At 37.9% G+C, this 9,350-nt stretch carries 11 protein-coding genes; 4 read left to right on the top strand and 7 right to left on the bottom strand.

The annotated features are described in order from the left end of the window. Positions 1-73: 73 nt before the first annotated feature. On the bottom strand, positions 74-481 hold the full coding sequence (locus ACIFOT_RS30515; RefSeq protein ID WP_430072228.1) for a winged helix-turn-helix transcriptional regulator: 408 nt from the start codon (positions 479-481) through the stop codon (positions 74-76). A gap of 126 nt (positions 482-607) precedes the next feature. Between ACIFOT_RS30515 and ACIFOT_RS30520 the strand changes: the two genes are divergently transcribed. From ACIFOT_RS30520 to ACIFOT_RS30530, 3 genes are all read left to right on the top strand, one after another. After that, positions 608-973, top strand: a complete 366-nt coding sequence (locus ACIFOT_RS30520; protein WP_430072230.1) for a DoxX family protein — start codon at positions 608-610, stop codon at positions 971-973. A 95-nt stretch (positions 974-1,068) separates the two neighbouring features. Then, positions 1,069-1,674 (top strand): NADPH-dependent FMN reductase, encoded by a 606-nt coding sequence (locus ACIFOT_RS30525; protein ID WP_430072233.1) that lies wholly within the window; start codon positions 1,069-1,071, stop codon positions 1,672-1,674. Between the two features lie 471 nt (positions 1,675-2,145). Continuing rightward, complete coding sequence (locus ACIFOT_RS30530) at positions 2,146-2,661, top strand: CBO0543 family protein (RefSeq protein WP_430072236.1); 516 nt, start codon at positions 2,146-2,148, stop codon at positions 2,659-2,661. 243 nt (positions 2,662-2,904) lie between these two features. On the opposite strand, the gene ACIFOT_RS30535 is transcribed toward ACIFOT_RS30530, so the two are convergent. From ACIFOT_RS30535 to mce, 4 genes are all read right to left on the bottom strand, one after another. After that, a complete protein-coding gene (locus tag ACIFOT_RS30535; RefSeq protein ID WP_430072239.1) occupies positions 2,905-3,567 on the bottom strand; it encodes a hypothetical protein in 663 nt (220 codons plus the stop codon). A 424-nt stretch (positions 3,568-3,991) separates the two neighbouring features. After that, the gene (locus ACIFOT_RS30540; RefSeq protein WP_430072242.1) at positions 3,992-5,113 is read right to left on the bottom strand and encodes a M20/M25/M40 family metallo-hydrolase; all 1,122 of its coding nucleotides are present in this window, start codon (positions 5,111-5,113) and stop codon (positions 3,992-3,994) included. Positions 5,114-5,436: 323 nt separating this feature from the next. After that, entirely contained in the window at positions 5,437-6,987 is a 1,551-nt protein-coding gene (locus ACIFOT_RS30545; protein WP_430072246.1) for an acyl-CoA carboxylase subunit beta, read from the bottom strand. A gap of 1 nt (position 6,988) precedes the next feature. Further along, positions 6,989-7,402 carry a methylmalonyl-CoA epimerase gene (mce, locus tag ACIFOT_RS30550; protein WP_430072250.1) on the bottom strand — a complete coding sequence of 138 codons (414 nt, stop codon included), beginning with the start codon at positions 7,400-7,402 and terminating at the stop codon, positions 6,989-6,991. Positions 7,403-7,561: 159 nt separating this feature from the next. Between mce and prli42 the strand changes: the two genes are divergently transcribed. Next, positions 7,562-7,660 (top strand): stressosome-associated protein Prli42, encoded by a 99-nt coding sequence (gene prli42 / locus ACIFOT_RS30555; RefSeq protein WP_223591515.1) that lies wholly within the window; start codon positions 7,562-7,564, stop codon positions 7,658-7,660. A gap of 40 nt (positions 7,661-7,700) precedes the next feature. On the opposite strand, the gene ACIFOT_RS30560 is transcribed toward prli42, so the two are convergent. Both ACIFOT_RS30560 and ACIFOT_RS30565 read right to left on the bottom strand, forming a co-directional pair. After that, positions 7,701-8,210, bottom strand: coding sequence for a L,D-transpeptidase (locus ACIFOT_RS30560; RefSeq protein WP_430072256.1), 510 nt, complete (start codon positions 8,208-8,210; stop codon positions 7,701-7,703). A 27-nt stretch (positions 8,211-8,237) separates the two neighbouring features. Continuing rightward, a complete protein-coding gene (locus tag ACIFOT_RS30565) occupies positions 8,238-9,227 on the bottom strand; it encodes an aromatic acid exporter family protein (protein ID WP_430072253.1) in 990 nt (329 codons plus the stop codon). Positions 9,228-9,350: the final 123 nt, after the last annotated feature.

The raw sequence follows: 9,350 nt of genomic DNA on the forward strand, positions 1-9,350 counted from the left end.
TTCATGATAACTTAAACAAACGGGCAGGTTAGTTCAAAAAGGATAAATAAAAGAAGCTGAAATTCAGCTTCTTTTATTTTCCTTGCTCTCTTTCGTTTTTCCCGTAAAGCTCATCTAAATGCTTTAAATGTCCTAATCCCCATTGATGCATTGACACCAAAAGTGGTGTTAAACCTTTTCCATATTCTGTTATTGAATATTCGACTTTTGGAGGAATTTGTGCATATATCTTTCGGTTTATTATATCGTGATATTCCAATTCCCTTAGTTGAGTAGTAAGCATTTTTTTCGTTACATCTGGAATTAAACGTTGAAGTTCACTAAAGCGTAGTGTTCCGTTTTCAAAAATATGAAAAAGAATAACAGGCTTCCATTTTCCTACAAGAATATCAAGAGCCGTTTCAATCGTTCCAGTTCCCTTGCCTTTACATTCGTCCGTTTCAATCGTTCCAGTTCCATTGCCTTTACATTCGTCCGCCATTGAGCTTACTCCTCCTTAGGTATCTTTTTGTAAACTATGACACATTAATGTGCCTACTTCCAATAATAATTCTCAGGGATTATTATAACCCTAGAAGTTAAATTGAAACAAGGAGGAACTGTAATAATGAAATGGGTTATTCGTATTCTTCAGGGTTTACTTGTAGTTGGTTTTGCAGCTTTTGGTGTAATGAAGCTAACAGGAAATGTAATGCTAGTCCAAACATTTGAAGGTTTAGGTTATTCGTTAGGATTCATGTATTTCGTAGGTTTCTGTGAAGTATTAGGGGCTATTGGACTTTTAGTTGGATTTTGGAAATCAAGAATTGCTTTACTGGCTTCCGGTGGACTCGTATTACTGATGGCTGGTGCAGTGTTTTCACATTTTAAAGCTGGGCAAGGTATAGGATTAATAATGCCTGCATTGGTCTTTCTCATCTTAAGTCTTGTTGTTTTACTTGGAAAAAAGCAGGAACTTAGTAAGAACGTGTGAAAAAAACTTTGGAAATTTTTATTGTACAAGGTCATACGTGTTAAGAAAAGTTCTTTATAATATAGATTTTTAAAAAATATTAGGTGGTAATTAATATGGGGTTTCTATCCAAATTATTTGGAAATTCATCTATAAAGGAGAAAGAAAAAATGAAAAATGAAAAATTAAATGTAGGTATTATTTTAGGTAGCACAAGACAAGGAAGAGTTAGCCCTCAAGTAGGAGAATGGGTTAAGGAAATCGCTGATAAACGTGGAGATGCAAACTATGAAATCATAGATATTGCTGATTATCAATTACCTTTTTTAGGAACAACTGATGGGACTGAACCAGGTATTGCAGCTTGGAACGAAAAACTTAACAGCTTGGATGGGTTCGTATTTATCGTTCAAGAATATAATCACAGTATAACAGGAGCATTAAAAAATGCACTTGATTTTGCTCGTGAAGCCTGGAATAACAAAGCAGCAGGTATTGTTAGTTATGGTTCAACTGGTGGTGCTCGTGCTGCTGAACATTTAAGAGGAATCTTGGGTGAATTAATGGTTGCAGATGTCCGTGTACATCCTACATTGTCCTTATTTACTGACTTTGAAAACTATACTACATTTAAACCAGCAGACTTACACCTTAATAATGTAAATGAAATGCTTGACCAAGTTGCTGCTTGGAGCGGTGCATTAAAAACTTTAAGAAAATAATCAAATATCATATTAAACTGAAATTCGAATATCAGATACTACCTAAAAATAGTGTTTGATATTCGTTTTTTATTTACAGTGTCATTTTACTCGATAAAAAGATTGTGAATAATTGTACTTAAGCTAACGGGTGCAAGAGTTAAAGATTGGGATGGCAGCGGCGATCCCCTTTTTTATTGCACTAACGTAGGCAGGATAGTGGAATTTGAGGTGGGGGTTAGTAATGAATAAATATTATCTTGTTAAAGAAGTGATAGATGAATGGGACCCAATTGTTGCCGGTGATAACCGCTTAAACCGTAATCCATTTATAATCCCACCTATATAATGTAAAGTGGTTATTTATCCATAGTTACATTGGCAAGTTGTACGTTATCTCGATAGTTCCCTAAAATAAAAAATTTTAAAGGGAATAAAGCATTTTCATTACAGGTAAAATAAATTTAAGAAAACTAGAATGGGTAATGTCGAATGTTTACTTTTTTAATCATAATGGCTTTGGTTTTTGTTGGTTGGCGTTGGGGGGATTGGAAAAACTGGAAGAAGTATCAGTCCACCATTTTATATATTATTACAGCTGATTTGCTTTACAATTTTCTTTGCTATAAATACTCTTTGTGGGATTATGAACCATCAATTATCTTCCCAAACCATACGTTAGCGAATATTTTTGTAATGTTTGTTGGTTATACCTCCTTAATATTAACTTATTTAGGGAAGTTCCCCACAAAACGAAAAAATCAAATTCTCTGGATTTCCCTATGGACATTAAGTTTATCTTTACTCGAATTGATGGACTTTAAAATATTTGGTGGAATAACCTATCATAACGGCTGGAATCCTAAGTGGAATTTTATTTTTTATTTTGTAATGTTTTCTATGTTGCCGCTTCATAATAAAAAGCCATTATTGGCATACGGACTATCTCTAATAGCAATTATCGTTCTTTTACTAATTTTTAAAGTACCTATTTGGAAAATGAAGTGATATTTCCCTATATTCAATGAAGGCTTTGCTTAAACAAAGTATGGTTTTTTTTAGGACAACTACAAAAGCAGATTGTGAAGAATTGTACTTAAAGTAACGGGTGCTAGAGTTAAAGATGGGATTGCTGGGACAATTGGTGATTTAAGTTTATCCAACTGCTGTTTCTGTTCTATAATTTAGTGATCCTACATTCTCATTTCAACACCTTCCTTGAGCAAAATAAAAAAGCACTCATTAGAGTGCTTAATCTTTATCCCTCATAGCTTGACTTTCTAATATATCGTCCCTATCAGCCTCATAGTCTAATCTTGCATCTTCATGGGCCATTAAAGCTAAAGTCTCTAACCTATCGAGGTACTCATCGTATTCCGTAACAGGCTCCTCTCTAGCTAATTCCTTAAACCTTTTCTTAAATTGAGGAATGTTTTTTTCGAACAAAATTAAAATTTTTTCAAACGTTCGCCTTATAAGAGTGACTAAAGAAACAAATTCTCCATCATCTAAATTAACTGTATAGTGGGTTAATTGATTTCGGAATAGTCTAATTTGATCTAATGAATCGTATAACTCCTTATCAATTTTTACTCTTGTTTGGCTATCTAGTCGTTTTAATGCAGTCATGATGTCAATTGTTCTTATTTCAGGATTTGCATCAAATACGCTAAATAAATTATTGTCATCCATTTTATTTTTAGCTTCTTGGTACTCAATTAATTTTTTAAATAATAATTCCTCATTTTTCTGGCTTAATAAATATTTACTTACTATTTCAACACCGTGCATAAAGTGAAAAACAGCATCTTTTATTTGATGCCTTTCAAATTCATAATCAAGATAATAATCCAAAAGTATGTCCCCAGATGCTTTAAGTGAATCAATACCATTATCCAAAAGATTAAACTGCATAAACAAAACTCCTTTCGTTTTATATTTCTGCAGAAAGGAGTTATTTCCCTTTTATTTGCGGGTAAGGATTATCATCTTACATGATTGCTTCCGGGTTGCCATCCTCGACTTGGGAAGATATTTAATTAGTAATATTTCTTTTACTATTCAATTAAAATCAGATTGTGAACGATTGTCCTTAAGCTAACAGGTGCGATTGTTCAATAAGGGTGACTCAACTTACCTTGAGTAGCCCAAACGAAAATAGAAGGAAAAAAGACGACAATATTGATTGGCGTCTTTTTAATGAAATTTCCCTCTTGCTAATTTTAATAATATTTAAATTGGGATAACCACACATATTAGTTATATATAATATGTTCTGGACTTGATTTTTTAATGTTTTTTGGATTTAGGTCTTGATAACGACAGCTCTCCTCCAAAACTATTGATTGGTTACTTCGTTGATAATCGCAACGGTCATTTCTGCCAGCTTGTATAGCTCTTCAATCGGCATGCGTTCGTTGGTGGTATGGATTTCTTCATAGCCAACGGCAAGATTAACGGTAGGAATGCCGAATCCAGCGATTACGTTAGCATCACTGCCCCCTCCGCTATGCTGCAATTCACAGCTGCGGCCGATTTTCCCGGCAGCCTTGCGGGCGATTTCTACTACTTGATCGCCTTCGCCGAATTTGAAGCCTGGGTACATGATTTCCACTTCTACCTCTGCTCTGCCGCCCATTTCGGCTGCAACCGTTTCATAGGCTTCCTTCATCTTGCCGACCTGTGCTTCCATTTTTTCAGGAATCAAGGAACGTGCTTCAGCTAAAATGTCCACACGGTCGCAAACGATATTTGTAGCAGAACCACCTTCAAAACGGCCAATATTTGCCGTTGTTTCGTGATCAATTCTTCCTAATGGCATTCTGGCAATTGCTTTGGCAGCGATGGTAATCGCCGAAACCCCTTTCTCTGGAGCGACACCGGCATGAGCAGTTTTTCCATAAATAGTCGTTTTCACTTTTGCTTGGGTTGGAGCTGCTACAACCACATTACCAACTAAACCATCACTATCAAGCGCATAGCCATATTTTGCTTTCATTAAGGAAGGGTCAAGGGCCTTTGCACCAACTAAACCTGATTCTTCACCAACCGTAATGACAAATTGGATTAAGCCGTGCTCAATGTTCTGTTCTTTTAAAACACGAATGGTTTCAAGCATAACAGAAATCCCAGTTTTATCATCTGCACCTAGTATTGTGGTACCATCCGTAACAACATAGCCATCCTTTATCGATGGTTTTACTCCTTTCGCAGGAGTAACAGTATCCATATGGCAGGTAAAATAAATCGGATCAATCCCTTCCTTAGTAGCCGCCAAATTACATACTAAGTTTCCTGCACCATGTCCAGTCACAGCTGTTGTATCGTCTTCGAAAACATCAAGACCTAAATCAGAAAATTTTTGTTTTAAAATCTTTGCAATTTCAGTCTCAAATTTTGTTTCCGAGTCAATTTGTACAAGTTCTAAAAATTCATTTAAAAGACGTTCCTGATTAATCATTTGTAGAAACCCTCCCAGTTATGTACTCACTATTTCAGTATACCTTTTCAAGTTCATACCATCAAATAAAAGGCAGGTTCTAGACCTGCCTTTTACAATTAATCACTGTTAAACTTGGCTGTTGATTTGCTCTCCAGGCGCTTTGCTTTCCGCGGGCGGTCCCGGGGAGCCTCCTCGGCCCCGTACTCCCGCAGGACATTGAATTGCATCTTCGAATCCGCCCACGCACGAAGGAAATGCGTTAGCATTTTCGAGGAGTCGTCGCGCCTTCCGCTCTAATCAATAGTTTTTAAAATTCAACATCGGTCTTTAACATAGCCAATTTATAATGGAATATTTCCATGTTTTTTATATGGTCTAGACTCTTTTTTATTTCTGAGCATGTCTAGTGCTTGAATAATTTTGATTCTCGTTTCCCGCGGGTCAATGACATCATCGACCATTCCTCTTGATGCAGCCACATACGGGTTCGCAAATTTTTCTCGATACTCTTCAATCTTTTGCTGCCTTGTTTGTTCTGGATTTTCACTGTTTTGAATTTCCTTAGAAAAAATAATATTTGCTGCACCTTGTGGACCCATTACCGCAATTTCTGCATTTGGCCATGCGAATACGAGGTCTGCCCCAATCGATTTACTGTTAAGGGCAACGTATGCCCCTCCATATGCCTTCCTTAAAATTACTGTCAGTTTAGGTACTGTTGCTTCGGAATAGGCAAATAAAATCTTTGCACCATGACGAATGATTCCTCCGTGCTCCTGCTTAACGCCTGGGAAGAACCCCGTCACATCTTCAAAAGTAATAATCGGAATGTTAAACGCATCGCAGGTCCTTATAAATCTTGAAGCTTTATCAGATGAGTCAATATCTAGACCCCCAGCCATAACCTTTGGCTGATTGCAAACAAGCCCGACCGGTTCGCCCTTAATTCTCGCGAATCCTACGACAATATTTTTTGCGAAATCCTTTTGAATTTCCATAAAGGAGTCGCCGTCTACTACTTGTTCAATCACCTTCCGAACGTCATAAGGCCTTACCGCATCAAACGGAATAACGTCGGTTAAATCCGGACGGTAATCATTTTCTTCCTCCGGATTAAGCCTCGGCGGTTTTTCTTCATTGTTTTGCGGCAGGTAGCCTAAAAGCTTTCGAACATCTTGCAGCACTTCCGCCTCAGTCGAAGCGCGGAAATGGGCGTTTCCGCTAATCGAGTTATGGACATCCGCCCCGCCAAGGTCTTCTGCACTTATTTTTTCACCGGTTACCGTCTCGATTACCTTCGGACCGGTAATGAACATTTGGCTTGTTTTTTCGACCATAAACACAAAATCCGTAATGGCTGGCGAATAAACTGCACCACCGGCACATGGACCCATAATGACGGAAATTTGCGGAATGACCCCTGAATAAATGGCATTACGGTAAAAAATATGACCATAACCATCCAGCGAGACAACACCTTCCTGGATTCTAGCGCCGCCGGAATCATTCAGACCAACAAATGGGGCGCCATTTTTCGCCGCTAAATCCATCACATTGGCAATCTTTTTAGCATGCATTTCCCCTAAGGCACCGCCAAAAACAGTAAAGTCTTGGGAAAATAAATAAATCGGACGGCCATTTACCTTACCGTAACCGGTTACAACACCATCGCCAGGCCCTTTTTGTTCATCGAGACCGAAATCATTGGTACGATGCTCAATAAAAGGATTTAGTTCAACAAAGCTTCCTTTATCAACTAAAAGCTCAATTCTTTCTCGGGCAGTCAGTTTCCCTTTTTCATGCTGTTTATCAATTCGCTCGTCGCCGCCGCCTAGCTCAACCTCTCTGCGCTTATCATATAATTCGTTAATTTTTTCATAGATGTCGATCATGTTACCCCTTCAGTCCTTTCTTTTCACATAACTCGTATAATACACCGGAAGATGACTTTGGATGCATAAAGGCAATATGTGCTCCCCCTGCGCCCAGCCTTGGGCTTTCGTCAATCATACGAATCCCTTTTTCTTTCAATTCCATAATTCTTTCTTCAATAGAGTTTACCCCAAGCGCGACATGGTGAATGCCTTCACCGCGTTTTTCAATAAATTTAGCGATGGTACTTTCCTCTGACACAGGTTCCAGCAGTTCGAGTTTAGTTTCCCCTGCCTGCAAAAATGCAACTTTAACCTTTTGGCTTTCAACCACTTCAATTTTTAATAGTGGCAGACTTAATACTTCCGTATAAAAAGGTAATGCATTCTCTAATGATTTAACAGCTATTCCGATATGGTCGACTTTTTTAATCATGTTTTCCCCTCTGTTCCAATATAAAAATAATTCGACAATTATTGTATTCGGTAAAAAGTTCATAATTCCTTCCTAAATTGCCGGAGTTGTTCCATTGTTCATTTAGGCTTTTCCCTGTACAATATAAATATAGGTTTATAAATGAAGGAGGTCCCTAGATTGTCAAAAAAGAAAAATCGTAAAATTGTTGTTTATTTAATGTTGTTTGCCATGCTTGCGTCAACCCTCCTAATTGGAATCGGCCAATTTATTCGTTAACCATATAAAAGGGAATGTTCAATTCGAACATTCCCTTTCCTCATTTTATTGCTCCATTTTCTTGGGCCAGCAATTCAAAGGATTTTTTTGAAGAAGTGACAAGAATCTTTGTCCCCAATGGGATTAATGGAAATAACGATTTTATTACCTCATTTTGCGAGCGGATACAGCCCTGTGAAACATATTTCCCAATTGAAGCAGGCTGATTGGTCCCATGAATTCCGTAGGTCCTGCCATCCGTTCCCTTTGCATCAAAGCCAATCCATCTAGCCCCTAGAGGATTTTTCGGATCGCCACCAGGAATATTCTCTCTTCGAAAATAAGGGTCCTTTGCTTTTACAATAATCGTAAAAAGTCCTTCAGGTGTTAATTCTTGTGTCTTGCCTGTTCCAACACTAACCACTGTTTGAACTTTGTTCTCACTTATAAAAGCCAGTTCATTTTTACTTTTATTTACAATGACAAAAGGGGCTCCTGGTACTGGATTAGGCCCTAACGGCCAAAGCGGAGAAAGGAAAAAAGCAATCAGGATTGGCGATAAGATTTTTATCAAATTCATCCACCTGCCTTTTTTTTCCTAGTTTGCTTCAACTTTCTTCCTTTTATTCATGAAAGTTTCCATTCCTTTAAATGAACTTTTAATAATGAGGTAGTTATTCATTTCTTTCACTAATTGAAGCAGGGCTGCCCGTGTTTCAAATTCCTCTCTAGTTTTTGGAAGCTCCATTTCTTCAAATTCCTTTTTCATCTCTCTTAATTTTTCAATATAAATATAAGCTGTATTTCCAGGATGAACATTTTCAGATAATTCTTCCAGGAAATCAGCCACCATCTTCCCTTGCCTAACTGTTCTGGTAATAGAGGTGACAATCGGCATGACACGTTCAATGATTTCAAATTGCTTTTCTCTCATTTTGAAATAATGAAAATAAAGATTCTCATCCCTTAAAAGATGATTTTCTACATCTCTGAAAGCTAGTGCTTTTGCCTCTTCGAGCAAGAGGGCACATTCAGTAATCTCTTTCCCTCCCCAATCGCTTTCACCCGTTCGTAGGTATCGAACCAATTCGCATAAAATAATTTTAAAGTTTTCTTCTAATTTCCGTTGATAGTCCCTTAGTTTTCTATCGGCACTTGGCATATAAAGATTGATGAGGAGAGCCACTCCGATTCCTGTAATAATGACACCTAGTTCATTTAAAAAATTAGTCATTGAAATTTTTTGAGCCATGTAAATATGTAGAATTATGACACTGCTAGTAACAATACCGTCCCTGGCCTTTAACATGACAAGAATTGGAATAAAGAAAAACAGCATAACCCCGATTACGATTGGATGGTAGGCGATTCCCTCAAAGAACAAAGCAGAAAAAGGCATGGCTAATACACACGCCAAAAATCGATCCCAGGAAGTCCTAAGAGACCTTCTTTTCGTCACTTGAATACATAAAATAGTTAAAATTCCTGCAGAAGCGTAGTTGTGAAGGCCAAGCTGCTGCGCGATTAAGATGGAAGCTGCAGTGCCTACTGCAGTTTTGATTGTCCGATAACCAATGCGAAATTTCATTTTGACTCTCCTATATAAATAAAGGCTCTGATAATTTAATTGTTGATTTGCGCTCCAGGCGCGAGCGGTTCGCGGGCGTGCCGGGGAGCCTCCTCGGCGCTTTCGCGCCTGCGGGGTCTCCCC

The organism is Neobacillus sp. NRS-1170, from assembly GCF_050468025.1.